Annotated in this window: 18 protein-coding genes and 1 pseudogene; 7 read left to right on the plus strand and 12 right to left on the minus strand. The window is 63.5% G+C overall.

Going from position 1 to position 20584, the window contains the following annotated elements:
- Positions 1 to 31 precede the first annotated feature (31 nt).
- A complete protein-coding gene (ehuB, locus tag NKI22_RS18065) occupies positions 32 to 901 on the minus strand; it encodes an ectoine/hydroxyectoine ABC transporter substrate-binding protein EhuB (protein WP_352958645.1) in 870 nt (289 codons plus the stop codon).
- A gap of 240 nt (positions 902 to 1141) precedes the next feature.
- On the opposite strand from ehuB, the gene NKI22_RS18070 reads away from it, so the two are divergent.
- The 6 genes from NKI22_RS18070 to NKI22_RS18095 all read left to right on the plus strand — a co-directional run bounded on the left by NKI22_RS18070 (position 1142) and on the right by NKI22_RS18095 (position 8561).
- Complete coding sequence (locus NKI22_RS18070; RefSeq protein ID WP_352958647.1) at positions 1142 to 2332, plus strand: M24 family metallopeptidase; 1191 nt, start codon at positions 1142 to 1144, stop codon at positions 2330 to 2332.
- Positions 2333 to 2406: 74 nt separating this feature from the next.
- The gene (locus NKI22_RS18075; protein ID WP_352937134.1) at positions 2407 to 3555 is read left to right on the plus strand and encodes a M24 family metallopeptidase; all 1149 of its coding nucleotides are present in this window, start codon (positions 2407 to 2409) and stop codon (positions 3553 to 3555) included.
- A 10-nt stretch (positions 3556 to 3565) separates the two neighbouring features.
- On the plus strand, positions 3566 to 4822 hold the full coding sequence (locus NKI22_RS18080) for a sarcosine oxidase subunit beta family protein (RefSeq protein WP_023717018.1): 1257 nt from the start codon (positions 3566 to 3568) through the stop codon (positions 4820 to 4822).
- A gap of 13 nt (positions 4823 to 4835) precedes the next feature.
- Complete coding sequence (locus NKI22_RS18085; protein WP_023717017.1) at positions 4836 to 5117, plus strand: sarcosine oxidase subunit delta; 282 nt, start codon at positions 4836 to 4838, stop codon at positions 5115 to 5117.
- A complete protein-coding gene (locus NKI22_RS18090) occupies positions 5114 to 8068 on the plus strand; it encodes a sarcosine oxidase subunit alpha family protein (RefSeq protein WP_352958649.1) in 2955 nt (984 codons plus the stop codon). The genes NKI22_RS18085 and NKI22_RS18090 overlap by 4 nt, the downstream gene beginning before the upstream one ends.
- Complete coding sequence (locus NKI22_RS18095) at positions 8061 to 8561, plus strand: sarcosine oxidase subunit gamma family protein (RefSeq protein WP_352937138.1); 501 nt, start codon at positions 8061 to 8063, stop codon at positions 8559 to 8561. Before NKI22_RS18090 ends, NKI22_RS18095 begins: the two co-directional genes overlap by 8 nt.
- A 66-nt stretch (positions 8562 to 8627) precedes the next feature.
- Here the strand turns inward: NKI22_RS18095 and NKI22_RS18100 are convergent, their stop codons facing one another.
- The 9 genes and pseudogenes from NKI22_RS18100 to bglB all read right to left on the minus strand — a co-directional run bounded on the left by NKI22_RS18100 (position 8628) and on the right by bglB (position 17655).
- Positions 8628 to 9092 carry a cupin domain-containing protein gene (locus tag NKI22_RS18100; RefSeq protein WP_352937139.1) on the minus strand — a complete coding sequence of 155 codons (465 nt, stop codon included), beginning with the start codon at positions 9090 to 9092 and terminating at the stop codon, positions 8628 to 8630.
- Between the two features lie 214 nt (positions 9093 to 9306).
- Positions 9307 to 10182: an aldose 1-epimerase gene (locus tag NKI22_RS18105; RefSeq protein WP_023717013.1), complete on the minus strand. Its 876-nt coding sequence runs from the start codon at positions 10180 to 10182 to the stop codon at positions 9307 to 9309.
- Positions 10183 to 10187: 5 nt separating this feature from the next.
- Positions 10188 to 10988, minus strand: a complete 801-nt coding sequence (locus NKI22_RS18110) for a FadR/GntR family transcriptional regulator (RefSeq protein WP_245278497.1) — start codon at positions 10986 to 10988, stop codon at positions 10188 to 10190.
- A 2-nt stretch (positions 10989 to 10990) separates the two neighbouring features.
- Positions 10991 to 11929 carry an ABC transporter permease gene (locus NKI22_RS18115; protein ID WP_245278496.1) on the minus strand — a complete coding sequence of 313 codons (939 nt, stop codon included), beginning with the start codon at positions 11927 to 11929 and terminating at the stop codon, positions 10991 to 10993.
- A 59-nt stretch (positions 11930 to 11988) separates the two neighbouring features.
- On the minus strand, positions 11989 to 13509 hold the full coding sequence (locus NKI22_RS18120) for a sugar ABC transporter ATP-binding protein (protein ID WP_352958652.1): 1521 nt from the start codon (positions 13507 to 13509) through the stop codon (positions 11989 to 11991).
- Between the two features lie 94 nt (positions 13510 to 13603).
- The gene (locus NKI22_RS18125) at positions 13604 to 13891 is read right to left on the minus strand and encodes a type 1 periplasmic-binding domain-containing protein (RefSeq protein WP_352958654.1); all 288 of its coding nucleotides are present in this window, start codon (positions 13889 to 13891) and stop codon (positions 13604 to 13606) included.
- A gap of 10 nt (positions 13892 to 13901) precedes the next feature.
- Positions 13902 to 15728 (minus strand): annotated as a pseudogene (locus NKI22_RS18130) (hypothetical protein); the annotation flags it as partial.
- Positions 15725 to 16558: a 5-dehydro-4-deoxy-D-glucuronate isomerase gene (gene kduI / locus NKI22_RS18135; protein WP_352958656.1), complete on the minus strand. Its 834-nt coding sequence runs from the start codon at positions 16556 to 16558 to the stop codon at positions 15725 to 15727. The pseudogene NKI22_RS18130 and the gene kduI, both read right to left, overlap by 4 nt.
- Positions 16555 to 17655, minus strand: coding sequence for a beta-galactosidase BglB (bglB, locus tag NKI22_RS18140; protein WP_352494368.1), 1101 nt, complete (start codon positions 17653 to 17655; stop codon positions 16555 to 16557). Before bglB ends, kduI begins: the two co-directional genes overlap by 4 nt.
- A gap of 110 nt (positions 17656 to 17765) precedes the next feature.
- Here bglB and NKI22_RS18145 point away from each other — a divergent pair, with 110 nt between their 5' ends.
- Positions 17766 to 18833 carry a LacI family DNA-binding transcriptional regulator gene (locus NKI22_RS18145; protein WP_352494369.1) on the plus strand — a complete coding sequence of 356 codons (1068 nt, stop codon included), beginning with the start codon at positions 17766 to 17768 and terminating at the stop codon, positions 18831 to 18833.
- Here NKI22_RS18145 and NKI22_RS18150 read toward each other — a convergent pair.
- Entirely contained in the window at positions 18818 to 19300 is a 483-nt protein-coding gene (locus NKI22_RS18150; RefSeq protein WP_352494370.1) for a flavin reductase family protein, read from the minus strand. The genes NKI22_RS18145 and NKI22_RS18150 overlap by 16 nt on opposite strands.
- A complete protein-coding gene (locus NKI22_RS18155; RefSeq protein ID WP_352914241.1) occupies positions 19300 to 20457 on the minus strand; it encodes an LLM class flavin-dependent oxidoreductase in 1158 nt (385 codons plus the stop codon). The genes NKI22_RS18150 and NKI22_RS18155 overlap by 1 nt, the downstream gene beginning before the upstream one ends.
- Between the last annotated feature and the right edge of the window lie 127 nt (positions 20458 to 20584).

A 20584-nucleotide genomic window follows, 5' to 3' on the forward strand; every position in this document is an offset into this window, starting at 1 on the left:
CGGCGCTTTCGCGCCGCCAGCAGTTGGGAACCTATTTGCCAGCACAGAGCTCTGCGGTCGTCTTGTTGGGGAGATAGTCCTTGCCGAAGCCGAGTGGCTCGACCAGCGCGATATGCTCCGGCGAACCGAGGAACTTCTTCAGCTCGGCGTTGAACGCCTCCTGCAGGTCGGTGTCTTCCTTGCGGAAGCCGAAGCCGCCATGACCTTTCACCGACTTGCCGGCGACCTCGCCGAAGGGCTTGGTCGAGTCGACGCCGTCGGCTTTCTTGGCCATGTCCGCGATCGAAAGAGCGGTCAGTGCGGCAGCGTCGGCGCGGCCCGACTGGACGGCGGCGACCAGGCTGGACTGGTCGGGCAAGGAGACGATCTGCCCACCGGCAACGCCCGCTTCCTTGGCGAAGCCGCCTTCGACGGCGCCGGCCATCACGGCAAGCTTGAGATCCGGATTGTCCTTGATGCTGGAAAAATCCTTGATGCCTTTCGGATTGCCTTTTGCCACCAGCATAGCCTCGCCGATGCCGTAGGACGGCTCGGAGTAGTTGATCTCAGCGCAGCGCTTCGGAGTGATGAACATGCCGGCGGCGATGATGTCGAAGCGGCCGGCCTTGAGACCCGGAATGAGCGAGCCGAATTCGGTCAAAACACCGTCGACCTGCGGTATGCCCATCTTGGCGAGCACCGCCTTGGCGACTTCCGGCGCTTCGCCGGTCAGCTTGCCGTCTGGCGTGGCGTAACCGAACGGCGCCTCGTTGGCGAAACCGACGCGGATGTAGCCGTCCTTCTTGGCCCGTTCGAGGGTGGTTTCCGCGTGAGCGGACAGCGACGTCAATGACGTCGCGGCGAGCGCGATGCAGGCAGCCGCTTTCACGACCATGCGGCGCGATATCGATGATTTGAGCATGCTTTTCTCCCATTGAACAACTGTGGATGGTTCCCAGGGCGCGGCCTTCTTCGAGGTCGACGCCTGCTTGATCAGACGTATACAACTGCCCTAGACATTTCGCAAGCAGAGATATAGAAACCATGTAAATTCGGCGCTAATTCGTAGTTATCCAACAAACTTGACGTCGAGTTGTGCACAATTTCGCCTGGTTTGCCCATTTACAAGAGGGCAACAGCGTACCCAGAAGGCAGGACTTCGGTGGCGACCGCGAACGAGTTCGGGACATTCACGCAAGCGGAGTATGGGCAGCGCCTGGCCGGCGTGAAGACACGCATGCAAAAAGCCGGCTTCGATCTCGTCGTCTGTCAGGATCCAGCCAACATGTGCTGGCTGACCGGCTATGACGGATGGTCGTTCTACGTTCCGCAGTGCGTGCTCGTCCATCTGGAGGAGGACCGGCCGATCTGGTTCGGCAGGGCGCAGGATGCCAAGAGCGCACGCCTAACCACCGGCCTGCCCGAGACAAACATCGTGCCGTTCTCGGAACGGCTGGTGCAGCAGCCGGTCGAACACCCTTATGACGAACTCGCGCAACTGATCCGGTCGCGCCGCTGGGGAAAGGCCCGCATCGGCGTCGAGATGGACGCGCATTATTACACTGCGCGCTGCCACGCCCACCTTGTCGAGGGGCTGCCCGACGCGCACTTCGCCAACAACCACGATCTCGTGAATTGGGCGCGGCTGGTGAAATCCGAAGCCGAGCTGGTGCTGATCCGCGAGGCGGGTGCGATCTGCACGCATGCAATGAACCGCGCCATCGAGAAAATGCGACCCGGTGTGCCTCAGAACCATGTCATTGCGGAAATCTATCACGCACAGATCATGGGCGTGCCCGGAGCTGGCGGCGACTATGCCGCGATCTGTCCGCTGATGCCCGTTGGCGAAGGCACCAGCACGCCGCATCTGACGTGGTCCGACGCGCCGCTGCCGGACAGCGGCCTCGCCATTCTGGAGATCGCCGGCGTGCGCCGCCGCTATCATGCAGCCCTGACCCGGACGGTACATTTCGGCAAGCCGCGGCAAGCCATCCTCGACATGGCCAAGGCGATCGTCGAGGGCGTCGACGCTGGCCTCGAGAAGGCGCGCCCCGGCAACACCGCCGAAGAGGTGGAAGCCGTCTGGCAGGCAGTCCTGCGGAGGAACGGACTGAAGAAGGAAAGCCGCGTCGGCTATCCGGTCGGGCTCGCATACCCGCCCGATTGGGGTGAACGCACCGCAAGCCTTCGTCCCGGCGACACCACCGAGATGCAGCCTGGGATGTGCTTCCATTTCATGGCCGGCGTTTGGCTCGACGATTTCGGCATCGCCATCTCGGAATCGTTCGTCGTCACGGAACGCGGCGGCGAACGCCTCTGCGATGTGGCGCGCGAACTCATCGTTATCGATTGACATGGCGGCCGGGAAGCCGGCTGCCGAAAAGACCATGCCTGCCACCAAGCCGGCAACAAGCACGAGGACGCCCGATGGACCGTAATCCCTTTTCCGAAGCCGAAATCGCCGGCCGCCTTGCCAAGGTCCGTACTACACTGGCCGAGCGTGAGCTCGACGCGGCGGTCTTCGCCTCGCCGGAGAACGTCTTCTATCTCACCGGGCTCGATCACTGGGGGTATTTTGCCCCTCACCTGCTGATCGTCCCGCTCCAGGGAAAACCTGTCCTGGTCACCCGCTCGATGGAAAAGGTGACCATCGAGAAGCGGGTGAAGGCAGCGGAATTCCGTGGCCACTCCGACAGCGAAACGGCGGCCGACCTTGCCGCGCGGGTGCTTGCGGAGCTCGGCCTGTCCAGCAAGCGGATCGGCCTCGAATACTGGACGGCCGGCCTTAGCCATGGACTTGCCGTAGCACTCCAGATGCAAGCGGATGCCAAGTGGAGCGACGTCTCCGGTCTGATCGACAAGATGCGGCGGGTGAAGAGCGCCGAGGAACAGGTGCTGATGCGGCGCGCCGCAAAGGTGACGGACGCCGCCGCCGGTGCCGCGATCGCCGCGATCTCGGATGGCGCTTCCGAACAGGAGGTCGCCGCCCAATGTGTTGCGGCAATGATCCGCGCCGGCGGTCATGCGCCGGGCTTCGGACCGTTCATCCGCCCGGCCGCGCGCCTGGGTGAAGAGCACACGACCTGGGGCGACGGGATCTACCGCAAGGGCGAGCCGGTCTTCGTCGAACTGTCCGGCTGCATCTCACGCTACCACGCGCCGCTCGGCCGGCTCGTTCGCATCGGCCACATAAGCGACGAAGACGCCACAATGGCGGCGGTGACCGCCAAGGCGTTCAACGCTGTCGTCGAGGCGCTGCGGCCGGGCGCCAAGGCGCGCGATGTCTACGCCGCCTGGCAGGCCGTCGCCGACGAGGCCGGTCTTTCCCACTATCGCCGCCATCACTGCGGTTACCTGGTTGGCGCTGGCCAGCCGCCATCATGGACCGGCGGCAATTCGGTGACCGGCTTGAGGCACGATTCCGACCTTGAGATCGAGACCGGGATGAGCTTCCACATCCTGTCGTGGCTGATGGGAACCGGTCGCGGCGATGACTTCGTCTCCAACACGGTGCTTTTGACCGACGCGGGTGCTGAAGTGCTCACCCGCACGCCGGCCGGCCCGATCGTTCGATAGGCCCGCACGTATGGCGCGCTACTCGGCACTCTCGATTTTCCGCAACGCGCTGTCTGGCCAGAAGAATTGGCAGCGCGCCTGGCGGGCGGCGGAGCCAAAACCGTCCTATGACGTGATCGTCATCGGCGGCGGTGGACACGGCCTCGCCACCGCCTTCTACCTTGCCGATAACCACGGTATCCGCAACGTCGCGGTGCTCGAAAAGGGCTATGTCGGCGGCGGCAATGTCGGCCGCAACACCACCGTCATCCGCTCCAACTACCTGCTCGACGGCAACACCCAGTTCTACGAATTCTCGATGAAGCTCTGGGAGACCATGTCGCGGGTGCTGAATTTCAACGTCATGTTCTCCCAGCGCGGCCAGCTCGTCACAGCGCATTCGGCCGATCAGCTCGACGGTTTCAGCCACCGCGCCAACGTCATGCGGCTGAACGGCATCGATGCCGATATCCTCGACCGCGAAGAGGTGCGCCGGCTGGTGCCCTATCTCGATTTTTCCGACACTGCCCGCTTCCCGATCCATGGCGCCATCTTCCAGGGCCGGGCGGGCACGGCACGCCACGACGCCGTCGCCTGGGGCTATGCGCGCGCCGCCGATAGCCATGGCGTCGACATCATCCAGAACTGCGAGGTGACAGGCTTCCTCCGCGACGGCGACAGTATCGTCGGCGTCGAAACGACGAAAGGCCGGATCGGCGCCGGCAAGGTCGGCCTCGCTGTTGCCGGGCATACATCCGTGCTCGGTGCCAAGGCCGGCCTTGAACTGCCGATCGAAAGCCACGTCCTGCAAGCCTTTGTCACCGAACCGCTGAAGCCGCTGGTAGATCACGTCGTCGCCTATGGCGCCGACCACTTCTATGTCAGCCAGTCCGACAAGGGCGGGTTGGTCTTCGGCGGCAATCTCGACGGCTACAATTCCTACGCCCAGCGCGGCAATCTCGGCGTCGTGCGCGAGGTGGCGGAGGCGGCGATTGCATTGATGCCGTGTATTTCGCGCGTCCGCCTGCTGCGCCACTGGGGCGGCGTCATGGACATGACCCCCGATGCCAGCCCGATCATCTGCCCGACGCCGATCGACGGCCTCTATCTCAACGGCGGCTGGTGCTATGGCGGCTTCAAGGCAACGCCAGCTTCCGGCTGGTGCTTCGCCCACACGATCGCCACCGGCAAGCCGCATCCCTTGATCGCGGCCTACGGGCTCGATCGTTTCCGCACCGGCCACACGCTCGATGAGGCCGGCGTCGGCCCTTCCGCTTGGCTGCAATAGGAGGCGGAACAAAATGCTGCGCATCGAATGCCCCTGCTGCGGCCCGCGCGACCATGACGAGTTCCGCTACGGCGGCGATGCCTCGGTCACGCGTCCGGCCCATGACGATCCCGATCCGGAGGCCTGGTACCGTTACGTCTATATCAGGACAAACCCGGCCGGCCCGCACCGTGAATACTGGCAGCACGTGACCGGTTGCCGGCAATGGCTGGTGGTCGAACGCGACACCCGCAACCATGCCGTCGCATCAGTCGACTTCGCCAGGAAATCAACTCTCAGGAAATCACCGGCATGAGTTCGAACCGCAAACGCCTGCCGGTGGGTGGCCGTATCAGTCGCGAGGTGCCGCTCGATTTCACCTTCGACGGCCGCAAGCTGATTGGATATCGCGGCGACACCCTTGCCTCCGCGCTGCTCGCCAACGGCGTCACTCTCGTCGGGCGCAGCTTCAAATATCATCGCCCGCGCGGCATCTTTTCCGCCGGGCCGGAGGAACCGAATGCGCTGGTTACGCTCGGGATCGCAGGCAGGCGCGAGCCGAACCTGCCGGCGACGACACTGGAACTCGCCAACAGCATGGACGTGGAAAGCCAGAATCGCTGGCCATCGCTGGCCTTCGACGTACAAAGCGTCAACGGGCTGTTGGCGCCGTTTCTGTCCGCCGGCTTCTACTACAAGACCTTCATGGGCCCGACGCGCCGCGCCTGGATGTTCTACGAGCACTTTATCCGCAAGGCGGCCGGTCTGGGCAGAGCCGGCACCGGCCCGGATCCCGACCGCTACGAGGTTCGTCATGCTTTCGCCGATGTCGCAATTGTCGGCGGCGGCCCGGCGGGATTGTCAGCAGCGCGGGCAGCCGCCGCGGCCGGGGCGCGGGTCGCGCTGATCGAGCAGGATTTCCTGCTTGGCGGCCAGCTTCTGGCGGAACCGTCCGACAGCGCAGCGGCCGCATGGTTGAGGCAGGCCGAGGCCGAGTTGAAGGGCTTCGAAACCGTCGTGCTGATGAAGCGGACAACCGCTTTCGGCAGCTATGACGGCAATGTCATCGGGCTGGTCGAACAGCGCGATCCAACCGGTCCGAAGCCGAACGGCGAGGCGCGGCAAACGGTCACCATGCTGCGCGCCCGCTCGATCGTTTTCGCCACTGGCGCCATCGAGCGACCGATGGTGTTCTCGAACAATGACCGGCCCGGCGTCCTGCTTGCCTCAGCCGCCCGGACCTATCTCAACCGTTTCGCTGTCCTGCCGGGCAAGAAAATCATTGTCGCCACCACCAATGACGGTGCCTGGCGCACCGCCTTCGACTATGCCGCAGCCGGCGCGGAGGTGACGGTTGCGGATCTGCGCGCAGTCCCGCCCGCAGCACTTGCCGCGGAAGCCGCACGGCTCGGCGTCGTGGTGCGGGCCGCAACGCGGATCGTCGACCTGCACGGCGGCCATGCCGTCAGGCACGTAACGCTCAACGGGCCGGAGGGCCAGTCCTCGGCCGCCTGCGACCTGGTCTGCGTGTCCGGCGGCTGGTCGCCAACCGTGCATCTCACCTCGCACCTCGGTGTCAAACCTGTCTATCGCGACGATATCGGCGGCTTCGTGCCGGGCGCGTTTCCGGCCGGCCGGCTAGGTGCCGGCGCGATGATTGGGGCCTATGCAACTGCCGATGCCATCGAGGACGGTCATCGCGCCGGCATCGACGCGGCAGCCTCCGGCGGCAAGTCGGCGCCGGTTCCCGCTCCGGCCAAACTCGATCTCGGCGACACCGCCACGACGCTACTTCGCGAAGCGCCTTCCGTCGGACATGGAAAAGCCTTCGTCGATTTTCAGATGGATGTGACGACGAGGGATATCGAACTCGCCCATCGCGAGGGCTATGAATCGGTCGAGCATCTGAAGCGCTACACCACGCTCGGCATGGGTACCGATCAAGGCAAGACCAGCAATTTTGCCGCACTTGCCGCGATGGCGGCGCTGCGCAACGCAACGATTCCCGAGACCGGCGTCACGACCTTCCGCCCGCCCTATACGCCGGTTGCCATCGGGGCGCTTGCCGGGCGCGCCATCGGCCATCATTTCAAGCCGATCCGCCGCACGCCAATGCACGACTGGCACATGGCCAACGGCGCCGAGATGCTCGAGGTGGGGCTCTGGATGCGGCCCTATTTCTACCGGCAGTCCGGACATGACGTGAATGAAGCCTATGTCGCCGAAATGCGGAATGTACGTCAGGCCGCGGGGCTGATGGACATCTCCACGCTCGGCAAGATCGATGTCCAGGGCCCGGATGCGGCAATCTTCCTCGACCGCGTCTACGCCAACGGCTTTGCCAAGCTGGCGGTCGGCCGCGCCCGCTACGGCGTCATGCTGCGCGACGACGGCATCGTCTTCGACGACGGCACCACGACGCGGCTGGCGGAAAACCGGTTCTTCATGACCACTTCGACCGCCAAGGCCGCCGATGTGCTGTCGCGTCTCGAATTCCTGCTCGACACGGCCTGGCCGGATTTGCGCGTGGCCGTCACTTCGGTCAGCGACGAATGGGCGGCGATGTCGGTTGCCGGGCCTGCCAGCCGCGCGATCCTGAATGCAGCGTTTCCCGCTCTCGACGTTTCCGACGCGGCGCTTTCGCATATGGGACTACTCGAAAGCGGATGGGGGGGCCGTGCGCTCCGCATCCTGCGTCTCAGTTATTCCGGCGAGCGCGCTTACGAAGTCTATACCGGCGCCACTGCCGGTGAACAGCTCTGGAGCCGTCTGCTCGAAGCCGGCAGACCATTCGACCTGAAGCCTTACGGCGTCGAGGCGCTAGGTGCGCTGCGCGTCGAAAAGAGCCATGTCGCCGGACCTGAAATCGATGGACGCACGACGCTCGACGATCTCGGCCTCGGCCGCATGGCCGGCAAGCGCAGCGGCTTCGTCGGCGACGTCCTGCGACGGCGCCCTGCCCTCCACGCGCCCAACCGGCAGCGCCTGGTCGGACTGGAATGCATCGAGGACGGAAAACGCCTGCGCGGCGGCGCCATCCTGTTCCTGCCGGATGAGAAACCCTATGGCCATGGGCGCGGTCGCATCACCTCCGTCACTTTCAGCCCCGAGCGCGGCCATTATGTCGGGCTGGCCCTGCTTGCCGGCGATGTCGCGGCAGAAGGAAGCGAGGTCGTGGCGGTCTATCCGATGAAGGCCGAAACAGTTCGCGCCCGCATTGTCTCGCCAGTATTCCTCGATCTACAGGGAGAACGGCTGCATGGCTAGCTTGACCTCTTCTCGGGATTTCAGCCTGTCCGTGGCCGATTGTCCGCTTATCCAGATCGAGGGCTGGGACGGGACACTGAGACAATTCGAAAAGAGCGTCTCGGCGTCGCTCGGCACGAAACTTCCCGCTTCGGTCGGAGAGACCGTTCGCCACAAGGGGCTAATCATCCGCATTGCACCTCGCCGCCTCTGGCTGGTTCTCGACGAAGGCACGCAAGCGCCCGCGCTTTCCGTCGACCCCGATCTCGGCTGTTCTGTTCCCCTCGGCGAAGGTCGTGTTCGTTTGAAAATGGCCGGCCCTGACATCGCAAGGCTTCTGTCCGGCTGCATTACCGTCGACTGGCACGCGCCGGCCGCCGCTCCGGGCCGCGCCGTGCAGACATCCTTCCATCATGTCTCCGTGCTCTTCCTGCGCACCGGCGAGGCCGCGTGCGAACTCATCGTGCCGCGAAGTTTTGCCCGCAGCCTCTCGGATTGGATTGCGGATGGCTAGCCAATGGTGGTTTCTCGGGCAAGGATCGGCTTTAGCGGCCGATCCAAGCCGCTATCACGAAACCGTTTACTCTCTTGCTGGCCAGTCTTGCAGAAGCGTAATCCCAAATTTCGGCGCGGCTGCTTTGAGCCGCTCGATATCGGCAGGCGTCGGCGGCCCGACCACCTCTCCCTTGCCGAGTTCATGGCCACCTTCGGCGAGGAACTGCTCGAACACACTTGGCGTGTCTATCAGGATGTAGCGAACGGGCTGGTTGCCGGGATTCACGAGCTGGTGCGGGATGCCGCGCTTCAAAAACATGCTCTCACCGGGCGAGAGCGTTCGGACCTCGCCGGCCACAATTGCGGCCAACTGCCCTTCGATGACGTAGACTGTCTCGTCGTCATTCGCGTGAACATGGATTGATGTTTTCGTCTGCCCGTCGCTTCGGTTTTCGAAGAGACTCAACAAGCCTCCCGTCTGTTCGCCGGAGACCAGTCGCTTCATGACGATGCCTGCGAGCACGAATTCCTTTGGGTCAACATCTGTCATTGATCCAATCTGCCAGGTACATTCGGAGTAGGCCCGTACCGTGCCGTCAAGCAGACAAACTGCGCAGCGACATCCGGCAAACGTCGAACGGGCTCACGGGTTCCCGGTTGCCGGAGTTCCCTCTTCCCAAGCTCACTTTGGACGAAAAGCCGGCTAACCGGACATGCTGGCCGACACCGACATACGCCAACTCGAGGGCGCCGCAGAGGTCCGTCTAATTGACGGCGAAGCTGCAACGGGCTGCCAGACTCTCGCCAGGGCCAAGCACCGACAGTCCATTCCATTTGTCGATCGAACCACGATTGTGAGCATCGACCGCATGACTGACCGGTTCAAAACAGAAGAAGTCGCTCTCGTCCGATGGCGAATAGACCAGGTAGAAGTTCAAGGGCGACGAAGCTTCAATCCGCAGGCTGCAACTGTGCTCCGGCCACGATATGGTAGCGACGCCGTCCCAGCCGGCAAACAGATTGTTTATCCATCCGCTCGGCAATACGGCCGGGGCGCCGAAATCCCAATCGGGACGGGTTTTGACATCCACAAACCGTTCGGGGAGATGGCTGGGCAGTTCGAGACAAACCTGCGAGGCCGGCGCATGAAGCGCGGTCCGTGCCGTTCTCGGGAACCATGGATGGATACCAAGCCCGAACGGCAGCCTGACCGAGGCCCGATTGACGATGCGAAGCTTCAGCTCGAGCCCTTGTCTGGCTAGCGCGTAGCTCACATCGGCGCGATATCGGTATGGGCCGGGTCCTTTGCTGATAAGGGACAGCTTTGCGTTATCTTGCGCTACGCTGTCGACGTCCCACTCGCTCGAAAATCCATTGCCGTGAACGGGAAATGGCTCGCCTGCAACATTGGCAGGCAGTTCGTGGAATTTGGAGTCGAATGTGAATCCGCCGCCCGAGATGCGATTCGACCACGGCAAAAGCAGGTTGCAGGCAAGGTCGAATGGGTTGCTGCTCCCGCCGTTTGGCCAAGGCCTGAAGATCGGCACGCGCCCATGGTCCAGTCTCGCAAGACCTGCCCCAAGCGACGGGACGATTTCAGCGGACAGGTCTCCGCTTCCGATTTTGATCGTTCGGACCATCAGTTTCAGACGGTATCGGCCTTGGCAGCGGCGATCGGCTGTGGATGGCGGCCTTTGCGAGCCACTGCAAGGAGGTCGTTCGACGCGATCCCGATGAGCGCCTTCATCTGATCGTGAGCGTCGTCGGCCCTGCGCATCCGGATTGCCTCCAGCACGTCGCCATGCGCGCTCAGCGTCTGCTGGTAGTTAGCGGTGGCCGATGTGGTCAATCGGAAGGAGAAGCTGAGGGCGGCAGCAAGCATATTGCCGAGATTGGCGAACACCGGGTTGCGGCTGGCACGAAGGATGGCGGTATGAAACCTGACGTCGGCATCGAGACACGCAGCAAGGTCGTCCTGCGGAGCAATGCGCATGGCCTCATAGGCGGCTTCGATGACTGCGAGATCGCCTGACGTCGCCATCTTGGCCGCAAGGTGGGCGGCCGCGGGTTCAATGATCAGCCGCGCCTCGATCAATCCGCGGACGAAATCGAGATCGGGCTCGATATCGCGCATCCATTCCAGAACCTGTGCATCCAGCCTGTTCCATTCGCTCGACACGCGCACACGCGTCCCGGCCCGCTTGCGTGCCTCGATCAATCCTTTCGCCGAAAGCGTCAGAAGAGCATCGCGAAGCGCCGTGCGGCTCGCCCCGTAGATAACGCAAAGTTCAGCTTCCGTCGGCAAGACGGAGTGCTGCGCGTAGGAGCCGGCGAGGATTCGCTGTCCGAGATCGCGTGCGATGCGATCCTTGAGCGATGACGTGGCGCCATCTGCGGCAGGAATGTCCTGCTTGCCTTGGCCAGTCGAAGCGATCGCCGTGTCCATCGTCATGTCCTGTTCAAGTGGTACTCGGCAATTACCACAGCAAGTATCAGCAGCGAGCCCTTGGCAAGCAACTGATAGAAGGTTGGCACGGACGTCAGTATCATTCCGTTGTTGAGGACACCAATGATGGCGACGCCCAGTAGTGCGCCGACGATCGTGCCCTTACCGCCCTGCAAGGCGCAGCCACCCAGAACGGCCGCTGTGATGGCCTCGAGTTCCAGGCCTTGGGATCCGGATACGGGCTGCCCCGAGCCGGTACGGGCAGCCAACAGAATCCCGGCCAATCCGGCCGCCACTCCACTCATGATGTAGATGCCGACACGGTAGCGGTTGATGTTGATGCCGGAGAAGCGTGCAACAACGGGATTGCCGCCCAGGGCATAGATGTTGCGGCCAACGATCGAGCGGGCAAGGAAGAGATGGAACACGATCGCGGTCAGCAAAAGAATCCAGATCAGCAGAGGCAGGCCGAGGATTCGTCCGATCCCAATGAAGCGGAAAGTGTCGCTGAAAATCGCGATCGATTGCCCATCGGATATGATGAACGCGATGCCGCGGAAGATCGCCATCGTACCGAGAGTCGCGATGACAGCGTTGACCCGCCCGTAGGTGATGATGATGCCGTTCACGAGGCCGGCAAGACCACCCAGGACCAGGCCGGCAAGAATGCCCGCTGCCGGCGATCCGGTCGCCTGGATGGCCATTGCCGTCGATACTGTGGTCAGACCGACGATTGCGCCGACGGCAATATCAAGCCCGCCGGCGACGATGACCACGGTCTGGCTCATCGCCAGGACGCCCAGGATGGTAATGCCCAGACCGATGTTCAGCAGGTTTCGGCTCGAGAAGAACACGTCGCCTCTCAGAGTGCCGAAAATGAGCACGAGAATGGCGAGAGCAACCAGGAGGCTTATGTTGTGAATGCCGATGCGCTCTGCCATGCGCAAGGAAGGGCGTCTTTTGCCGGTTTGTGTTGTTGCTGTCCTGAGCTCAAGGCTGTTCACTGAATTTGTCCTCCGAGCGATGCTACAGATTGCGGCATGGCGTGCTTCAGGATCGTGGCCTCATCGATGTCTGGGCGGGAAAGTTCGGCCGTGATCCGGCCTCCAGCCATGACAAGCACCCTGTCGGCGAGCCCGATCAGTTCGGGCATTTCCGAGGAAATCAGGATTATGCCGATACCGCTTGCGGCGAGTTCATCGATCAGGCGATAGATTTCCGCCTTGGCGCCGATGTCGATGCCGCGGGTCGGCTCGTCGAGGATGAGAAGCATCGGCTGCCGGGCAAGCCAGCGCGCGAGAACGACCTTCTGTTGATTGCCACCCGACAATTTCGAAACCTGTTCGTCGAGGTTGGGCGCCTTGATCGACATCTTTGCTGCAAGCGGTGAGACGATCTCCAGTGCCTTGCGCCGGTTGAAGAAGCCGAAGGTCGACGTCTTGTCGGGCACGCAAAGCGAGGCGTTGTCAAGAATGCTTCGGAACAGCAGCAGGGCCTCGTGCTTGCGGTCTTCGGGGGCGAAGCCGATGCCTGCCACGATCGCTGCATGCGGACTGTTGGGGCCAACGGGCACGCCACTCATCGCTATGGTTCCGTCGAGGCGCCGATCATAGCCGACAATCGCCTTTGCCAGCTCGGATCGACCCGCACCCATAAGGCCGGCAATGCCGAGCACCTCGCCGCGGCGGACCTTGAGGCTCACATCGGTGACGTGGTCGGTGGTCAAGCCCGCCACCTCCAGCAACGGTAGCCCCGATTGCCACGTCTCGCGCGTAAACAGATCGGCGATGTCACGGCCGACCATGAGTTTGGCTATGGTCTGCTCGCTGGCACCGTCCGCGCGGGAATCGTCGACCAGCCGGCCGTCCCGCAAAACGACAATGCGATCCGCAAGGTCGATGACCTCGTTCAGCCTATGAGAGATGTAGACGATCGAAGTGCCCTCTTCGCGCAGCCGCCGAATTACTGAAAACAGACGGCGCGCTTCGTCGTCGGTCAGCGACGAGGTCGGCTCATCGAATGCGATCAGCTGGCCGCCAGCACGTATGGCGCGCATGATTTCGATCATCTGGCGCTGTGCCGGGCCGAGCGTGCTGCAGAGTTGACGCGCCCGCATATCCTGCTGCATGCCGAAGGTCGCAAGCACCTTGTCGGTCTGCTCCTCGAGCCTATGCCAGTCGAGCAGGACGCCTGCCAGCCGTGGCAGTTCGCCGACGAAAATGTTCTCGGCCACGGTCAGGTTCGGAACGATCTCCGGCTCCTGATGGATGACGCGTATTCCGGCTCTGTGGCTGTCGCGCGGTTCGCTGAAAACGATCGGCGTGGAGCCATGCAGCACGGTGCCGGTGTCCGGTGCGAACACGCCCTCGAGAATTCGCATCATTGTCGATTTGCCGGCGCCATTCTCGCCAACCAGAGCGAGCACCTCTCCTGGCCGAAAGGCAATCGAGACATTGTCGAGCGCCTGCACGACGCCGAAGCGCTTCGATATCCTGTCGAGCGAGAAGAAATCCGATTGCATCAAAGCTCACTCCCGAGGATCGATCCCGTGTGCCTGCCGACGAACTGCCGGCCCAAAGAGCGTCATGCGCCCTGCGGCATGACGCATATCTGGTTCAGTGGCAGAGCTTGGCTTTGTAGTCCGACGCAAAATTTTCGGCGGTGATGTATTCCGGGTCCGTGAAGGACTGAACGGGAAGCTTCGTTCCGTCCTTGATGGAGGCCAAGAGAATCTTCACCGCCAGCGCGCCATGATTTTCCGAATTGAGCCACATCGTACCACGGAACGCCGAGGGCTTTCCGGATCCGAAAGCGTCACAAGCGCGGCTCCCGTCGATGCCGATCCCCATGCCCTGGTCTGCGGTATAGCCGGCGTTTTCCAGGGCTCGCGCACCACCCAGCACGCCATCATCGTTGTCCCTGCGCGAAAGTCCATTCCCACGCCGTATCGTCGGTGAGGGAAGCAATTGCTGCCAACCCGTCCGGAACGCTCAAATCGTGATCCCGCAGGCACAATGCCAGCTGCGGCAGCGCGTGAAAGCGCATGCCGTAATTGCCCTTGCCCCAAAGCATGCGGCAGATGCCGGACAATTCCAGGGAACGCGCGGCGCGCAGCGTGTGCTCGTAGGAGCGGCCCTGCGCCCCGGTGAGGATGCCGCGATGCGCCGAGCGGGCGACGATTTCAAGCAGGCGTATGACTGCGTTGCCGGCACGTTCGGCGATGTCCTTGTCCGGGGCCAGCGCGCAGAGCGCGCACAGGCCCTTGAGGTCGATCGGAAAATAGGGCGCCGAGTTGAACTCGGCCATCTCCCATGCCTCGAAATGATCGAGCCAGGCGCGTACCCGCGCGGCTCCCACCGCGGACTGTTCGCGGCCAAGGCGGCCCGACCGCACGAACCGCACATCAGGCAACAGGCTCCCAGCAATATAGGCGGCGGTGTGGAAGAGCAGCGCGTGGTTCTCGGAGAAGTACCACTGCACATCATTGCCGGGCTCGTCCATCCAGTAGCGATAGCCGAGGATGGCGTTGTCGATGCGCGCGCGCAGGCTCACTTCCAGCCGATCGCCATAGGCCTTGCGGCACCACAGCAGCGGCACCAGGATGAAGTCGGCGCAATCGTGACAATCCTCGATCGCCGGCAGCGTGCCGGAGATCATGGCGTCGGTCTCGGCGCCCTGCTGCCCGATCGCCAGGCGCGCCAGCGCGCGCACCGTATCGGCCTCGGCGTGATCGGCGACCTCGCGCAAAGCCTCATCTATACGCGCGGTAAGCGTTTCCGGCGCATCGCCCTGACGGTGCGCGTGGCATATCTCGACGCCGAAGACACGCGATACGGCATGGTCTGCGACCCTCAGCGACACCTTGAAATGGCGAAAGTCGGCCGGCAGCTGCTCGGTATCGGCGATCGGCAGCCGCGTCTGGCCCGTTGGCAGATCGAAGGCGAAGCGCACCGGCGTCTCGATCGACATGAAATCGCCTTCGATCTCGATCTCGACTTGCGCGTCGCGCGGCAGGGCCACGCCGGTGACGAGCGCCACCTCGCCGCCGTCATAGGCGGGACGGTCGAAATGCATGTCGTCGAGGGCTGCTTCCATCGCATCGGCAACGCCGCTCTCGACTTCGATCGGCAGTGCGACCGAAGCAGCCGGACCGGATAGATAATCGAGCTGGAAATAGTAGCGGGCGTCGCGCTCGGCGAGATCGTCGAACCATATGCGAATGTCGTTGCGGCCGACCCTCAGCACGATCTTGAAGTGCTCGGCACTTTCCAGATTGCGGCCGTAGGGCGCCATCCAGCCGGCTTCCTCGCCATTGGCAAAGAGTATGGCGCCGCCGCATGTACGCAGCCGTACCATCACCTCGCCACTCGAGGCCGCCTCGATGGTGGTCTCGGCCCAGGTCCCAAGCACCGTCGGCCGGAACCAGAAGCCCGACAGGTCGATGCGTGGCGAGGCGAAGGGCAACCAGATGCGCTCAGCGCCGAATTCGGCGCTGACCTGTGGTCGCTTGCCGCGTCGTTCCGCTGCGAACTGCGTGCGGCACGGATATTCATGGGGAATGAAATTCTTGTGCTTGGTAAGGAAGAAGAAGGGATCCATCTCGCCTTGCATGGGCTGGTCGGCCACGTCGTAGCGTTGCTCGGCGATAGACCCGAGCCGCCAATAGACGATTGGCTGCCCCGCCACGAGCGGCCGGCGCAGCGTAAAGTCCGTCCGAACGCTTTGCGCGGCCTCGCTCATCGCAAATCCTTCACGGGTACTGGATCGACATCGGTGTAGGCCTGGTTCTCGCCGGTCATGCCCCAGACGAAAGCATAGGGGCCGGTGCCGGCACCCATATGGATAGACCAGGCGGGCGACAGGACAACGTCACCGTCCGCAACCATCAGGTGGCGCGTCTTGTCAGGCCGGCCCATCAGATGGACCACACGGTCGGCCTCGGCGAGGTCGAAGTAGCAATAAGCTTCCATGCGCCGCTCATGCAGATGCGGCGGCATGGTATTCCACACACTGCCCGGCGCGAGGTCGGTGATCCCCATCAGCAAGAGGCAGGACGGGGCCACTTCGGGATGGATGTACATGCGCAGCGTGCGCCTGTTCGCGCGAGCCTCCTCGCCGAGCACAAGCGGCTTGGCTTCGCTGTTGACGATGAGACGGTGCGCAATAGCGGCGCCGGCCGGCACCGAGTTCATATAGAAGCGTGCCGGCCTCTCCGGATCGTCGCTCTCCAGCGTCACCTCGCGCGCTCCGCGTCCGATATAGACGATGTCGCGGTTAGCCACGGGAAAGGGCCTGCCGTCCACCGCGACGGCGCCATTGCCGCCGAGATTGGCGATGCCCATCTCGCGCGCGTCAAAGAAGAGCGGCGTGCCGACTTCGGCCCCGTTGCCGAATGTCAGCGGGTTGGCCAGCGGCACCGCGCCACCGACGATCATGCGGTCGACATGGGTGTAGACGAATTCGATCGCGCCGGGCCGGAACAAGCCGTCGACCAGGAACTCGGCCCTCAGCCGGTCCGTGTCCATGCCGGCAATATCGCCCGGCGACACGCCATAGAGCGTCCGCATCATGCCGCCTCCACCTTCGACTGCAGATGCCGGGTCCCTTCGGTCAAGCACAGAATGGCCAGCGCCTGTCCGTAGCCCGTCGGATGGATGGGTATATCGCGATAGAACTGCAGGTCGGCGCCCATGCGTGTGCCATAAGACACGTTCGCCACCACACCTTTGTCATCGATGTTGGCCACCACGGCTTCCAAGGCGCGGAGGCCGGCGGCACGGCACTCTGTCGAGCCGATTCCGAGCCGCGCGGCCTTCATCAACCCGTAGCCGAAGCCGGCCGTGGCGGAAATCTCCTCGTAAGACGTCGGGTCGTCGAGCAGAGTGTGCCATGCGCCCGAACCTGCCTGCACCTCGAGCAGGGCGTTGATCTGCGTCTCCAGCACGCCGAGCAGATAGGCCCGGACCGAGGGTGCAATTTCGGCGAACTCCACCAGTTCGAGGATACCGACGGTAATCCAGGCATTGCCTCTCGCCCAACGCGCACGGGCGAAATTGTGCCGTCCCGCGAACGTCCAGCCGTGAAACCACAGCCCTGATGCCGGGTCGGCGAGATAACGGGCGTGGACCAGGAATTGCCTTTCTGCTTCCTCGACGAAGCGACGCTGACCGGCAGCCTGGCCGTAGGATGCGAGGAACAGCGCCACCATGAACAGCGTGTCGTCCCACAATTCGTCGTCGTTGACCCGGTCCGAAACATCATGCTGGAAACCGCCTTCGGGCGTCCGTGGCAAGGCGGTGACTACCTGCTCGGCCCATTCGCGCAGGACCGGCTCGAAGCGCGGCTGGCGCCGGCGCCGCCACAATTCGCTTAGCGCCAGCAGAGGCGCCGTGGTGTTGACGTTCATCGCAGGGAGACCGGCAGCGATGCGTCGGTCGTACCAGGCCTCGATCGTCTGCAGCAGCCGATCGTCGCCGGTCTGCGCCCACAGCCGAACCAGCCCGTAGAGCCCGACGCCCTGCGGCCATTCCCAGCTGTCGAAGCTGACATAGTCGCCCGGCGTGCCGTCGAGATTCGGCTCATGGAACCGCCCGTCATGACGCAAGCCGGTCATGCCGGCCACGAGGCTGGCAAGCACGGAATTCAGGCGTTCGGCCGACAGCGGCATCACTCCTCCCGTTTCTCCCGCTTCATCGGAACTGTTTCACAGCCATTTTTCTTGCGCAATCTGAAAATTTTTTGCATTAATCGGGTGACTTGGCGGAGATGACGGAGCGGATGAATATCCAGGGCAAGCGCGGGCGCCCCAGCCGCCGCATTCGACTTGAGGAGATCGCGGCGCGTTGCGGCGTGTCGGTCAGCACCGCCTCCCGTGCGCTGAGCGGTGTCGGCGGCGTGAGGGACGAGCTTCGCACCAGGATCATCGAAACGGCGAAGTCGATGAACTATGCCATTCCCGCCTCGGTTGCCGGCCGCAAGGTCATCCTGGCCGCAAGCAGCGTGGCAATGGTGGACAGTGCCCGCAATCAGTTCACCTACCATGTCCTTGATGGGCTCAACGAGCGCGCCCGGTTGCTGGGCGTCGAACTGGTGACCCGGCCGGTTTCGGCGCCCGAGGACGAAATCGCGCTGCTGCGTGAATCCGAGCGCGACGACACCGTCGCCGGCTGCCTGTTTCTGACACTGGACGATGACGATGTGCTGACGCTGACAGCCGGATTCGCCAAGCCGATCGTGCTCGTCAACGGCGACGATCCCTCGATGCGCCATTCGAGCGTGACGCCCTGCAATCGCTCTGCCGCCATGCTTGCCGCGCAGCATCTGATCGGCCTCGGCCACCGCCGCATCCTGTTCCTGATGCGGCGTGGGCGGCGCACGATCGAGCGGCGCTACGAAGGTTGGCGCGACGCGCTGATCACGGCCGGCATTGTCGGCTTCGACGACTTCGTGGTCGAGGTGCAGGACTGGCTGCCGGAACTTGCGAGCAGGGCCGTGACCGAGCGCATCGCGGCCCGCGGCCTCGATTTCACCGCCGTGCTGACGGCCGGCGACAGCCTGGCGTTTGGTGCCATCGCCGGCGTCCAGGAGGCCGGATATTCGGTGCCTGGCGATGTGTCCGTGGTCGGTATGGACGACTTGCCGCTCGCTGCCTTCTGCAATCCGCCGCTGACGGCGATGCACATTCCCATGCGCGAGATCGGATCGGCGGCGCTTAGCCTGCTGCTCGACGACATGGCCCATTCGGGGTCGCCGCCGCGTCGCGTCGAACTTGCCTGCAATCTTGTGGTGCGCCAGTCGACGGCACCAGCCCGGAGCGGCGCCGGCGGTCATCAACTGGCCTCTTGAGGGCGCGACTTGCCGCCAGCAAAGAGCAGCGGCAAACCCTCTTGCGTCTCCAGTTCAAGGACACGTCCAAGCAGGATCATATGGTCGCCAGCCGGAAAGCGTTCGGCGACGCTGCATTCGAACCGCGCCAGTGCGCGCGGCAGCAATGGCACGCCGTGCTCGCTCCATGACAGGTCAAGATCGGCAAAGTCCGTCCCCGACTTCGAAAAACGCCAGCACAGATCGATTTGATCTTCCGCCAGCACGTGAATGGCGTAGTGCGCGGAATTAGCGAAGGCTTCGAACCGGCGCGAGTGGCGGCCGATCGACCAGAGCACCAGCGGCGGGTCGAGCGACACGGATGAGAAGCTGTTGGCGGTGATTGCGACCGGGCCGTCGGCCGTGCCGGTGGTGACGACCGTGACGCCGGTGGCGAAACGCCCGAAGGCATTGCGCAAAAGGCCTGGATCGCACACGACATGCTCCATCAGCGGCGCTCCCCCGTTCCCAGTGGTGTCGCCGGGATCCGTTCCGGCACCCGGCCATAGGCGTGCGGGAGCGAGCATGTCTTGAGCTGGGGCAGGACCTTGGTGCCGAAATGACGCGCCTCGTCGAGATGCGGGTAGCCGGAAAAGATGAAGGCGCGGATCCCCATCTTCATATACGCCTCGACTTCCGACAGAACCTGATCGGTCGAGCCCACCAGCGCCGCGCCGCAGCCAGAGCGCGCCCGCCCGACCCCCGTCCACAGATGCGGCTCGACATAGCCTTCGGCATCGGCGATCTGGCGGTTCCTGGCCTGGTGCGATACGCCGAGCGATCGGGCGTCGAGCGCGCGCTCGCGGATCGCCCTGCCCTGCTCGTCGTCCAGCCTCGAAACCAGCTCCCGGGCATATTCCTTTGCCTCTGCCTCGGTATCGCGCACGATCATGTGGACGCGCAGGCCGTAGTCGAGCGTCCGCCCATGACGCTCGGCGCGCTCGTGGACTGCTCTCATGCGGTCGGCAAGCTCCTCCCTGGTTTCCGGCCACATCAGGTAGATGTCGCACTGTTCGGCGCAAAGCTCGAGCGCGTCGGGCGAATAACCGCCGAAATAGAGCAGCGGGCCGCCATTCTGCTGATAGGGCTTCGCCGGCGCCGTCGAGAGCCCTTTATAGCGATAGACCTCGCCCTCGAAATCGATGCTGTCCCTGGTCCAGGCCTGGCGCAGGATCTGCACCACCTCGCGGGAACGCTGATAGCGGTAGGCGCTGTCGGCTGTCTCGCCCGGAAAGTCCGACGAAATGACGTTCACCGTCAGCCGGCCTTCCAGCATGTGGTCCAGCGTCGCAATCGTGCGCGCCAGCATGATCGGCTGCATCTCGCCGCAGCGCACAGCGGCAAGCAGATTGATCTTCGACGTGATCGGCGCGCAGCCGGCAACGAAGCTCAGCGTGTCCTGGCCGACCTGATAGGACGACGGACACAAGATGTTGCGGAAACCGAGTGCCTCGGACGTCTTCACGATCTCGGAGCAATGCGCCCAGCCCGAGCGCAGTGCGCCGTCCGGCACGCCGAGATATCGATAGTCGTCCGAGCAGAGTGCGGCGAACCACGAGACTTCGGCAGCATCGAGATCCGGCGAGGTGATTGGGACGATGCTCATTGCCACTCTTCAGAAAAGACGTCCGGGCCACTCAATGACGTCCGGAGCTGCGAATAGGGCTTGCGTAGCATTCGTTTCTGTGTAGATCAATACTGTATCAATTTTGGAGCCAAACCCGAAACCGAGA

Source organism: Mesorhizobium sp. M0778, assembly GCF_040320105.1.
Taxonomy (GTDB): Bacteria; Pseudomonadota; Alphaproteobacteria; order Rhizobiales; family Rhizobiaceae; genus Mesorhizobium.

Bases quoted from the DNA above. Each gene is read 5' to 3' on its own strand.
- NKI22_RS18155 (WP_352914241.1), bottom strand. From the start codon at position 20,457: ATGAGCATCGTCCCAATCACCTCGCCGGATCTCGATGCTGCCGAAGTC.
- NKI22_RS18075 (WP_352937134.1), top strand. From the start codon at position 2,407: ATGGACCGTAATCCCTTTTCCGAAGCCGAAATCGCCGGCCGCCTTGCC.
- ehuB (WP_352958645.1), bottom strand. From the start codon at position 901: ATGCTCAAATCATCGATATCGCGCCGCATGGTCGTGAAAGCGGCTGCC.
- NKI22_RS18150 (WP_352494370.1), bottom strand. From the start codon at position 19,300: ATGGAGCATGTCGTGTGCGATCCAGGCCTTTTGCGCAATGCCTTCGGG.
- NKI22_RS18105 (WP_023717013.1), bottom strand. From the start codon at position 10,182: ATGGTCCGAACGATCAAAATCGGAAGCGGAGACCTGTCCGCTGAAATC.
- NKI22_RS18115 (WP_245278496.1), bottom strand. From the start codon at position 11,929: ATGGCAGAGCGCATCGGCATTCACAACATAAGCCTCCTGGTTGCTCTC.
- NKI22_RS18085 (WP_023717017.1), top strand. From the start codon at position 4,836: ATGCTGCGCATCGAATGCCCCTGCTGCGGCCCGCGCGACCATGACGAG.
- NKI22_RS18110 (WP_245278497.1), bottom strand. From the start codon at position 10,988: ATGGACACGGCGATCGCTTCGACTGGCCAAGGCAAGCAGGACATTCCT.
- NKI22_RS18095 (WP_352937138.1), top strand. From the start codon at position 8,061: ATGGCTAGCTTGACCTCTTCTCGGGATTTCAGCCTGTCCGTGGCCGAT.
- NKI22_RS18100 (WP_352937139.1), bottom strand. From the start codon at position 9,092: ATGACAGATGTTGACCCAAAGGAATTCGTGCTCGCAGGCATCGTCATG.
- NKI22_RS18120 (WP_352958652.1), bottom strand. From the start codon at position 13,509: ATGCAATCGGATTTCTTCTCGCTCGACAGGATATCGAAGCGCTTCGGC.
- NKI22_RS18090 (WP_352958649.1), top strand. From the start codon at position 5,114: ATGAGTTCGAACCGCAAACGCCTGCCGGTGGGTGGCCGTATCAGTCGC.
- kduI (WP_352958656.1), bottom strand. From the start codon at position 16,558: ATGATGCGGACGCTCTATGGCGTGTCGCCGGGCGATATTGCCGGCATG.
- NKI22_RS18145 (WP_352494369.1), top strand. From the start codon at position 17,766: ATGAATATCCAGGGCAAGCGCGGGCGCCCCAGCCGCCGCATTCGACTT.
- NKI22_RS18080 (WP_023717018.1), top strand. From the start codon at position 3,566: ATGGCGCGCTACTCGGCACTCTCGATTTTCCGCAACGCGCTGTCTGGC.
- bglB (WP_352494368.1), bottom strand. From the start codon at position 17,655: ATGCCGCTGTCGGCCGAACGCCTGAATTCCGTGCTTGCCAGCCTCGTG.